The organism is Pseudoalteromonas sp. A757, assembly GCF_004103285.1.
Lineage (GTDB): Bacteria > Pseudomonadota > Gammaproteobacteria > Enterobacterales > Alteromonadaceae > Pseudoalteromonas > Pseudoalteromonas galatheae.
On sequence record NZ_QNQN01000027.1, the window covers coordinates 1 to 778 of the forward strand.

At 51.8% G+C, this 778-nt stretch carries 1 rRNA gene; it reads right to left on the bottom strand.

What is annotated here, in order from left to right:
- Positions 1-42 precede the first annotated feature (42 nt).
- Positions 43-778 (bottom strand): 23S ribosomal RNA (locus DRB05_RS00190); the annotation flags it as partial.

Sequence of the window (778 nt, forward strand, 5' to 3'; positions counted from 1 at the left end):
AGTCTATTAACTTCTGTCGCTTATAAACCACTTTGGCGTTGTATGGTTAAGCCTCTCGGGTAATTAGTACGAGTTAGCTTAATGCCTCACAGCACTTCCACATCTCGCCTATCAACGTTGTAGTCTTCAACGGCCCTTCAGTTGACTCTAAGTCAAAGTGAGAACTCATCTCGAGGCCTGCTTCCCGCTTAGATGCTTTCAGCGGTTATCAGTTCCGAACGTAGCTACCGGGCAATGCAATTGGCATCACAACCCGAACACCAGCGGTTCGTCCACTCCGGTCCTCTCGTACTAGGAGCAGCCCCTCTCAATTCTCAAACGCCCACGGCAGATAGGGACCGAACTGTCTCACGACGTTCTAAACCCAGCTCGCGTACCACTTTAAATGGCGAACAGCCATACCCTTGGGACCGACTTCAGCCCCAGGATGTGATGAGCCGACATCGAGGTGCCAAACACCGCCGTCGATATGAACTCTTGGGCGGTATCAGCCTGTTATCCCCGGAGTACCTTTTATCCGTTGAGCGATGGCCCTTCCATTCAGAACCACCGGATCACTATGACCTACTTTCGTACCTGCTCGACGTGTCTGTCTCGCAGTTAAGCTTGCTTCTACCATTACACTAACCGTACGATGTCCGACCGTACTTAGCAAACCTTCGTGCTCCTCCGTTACTCTTTGGGAGGAGACCGCCCCAGTCAAACTACCCACCAGGCACTGTCCTCAACCCCGGTTCAGGGGCCTAAGTTAGAACATCAACACTACAAGGGTGGTATT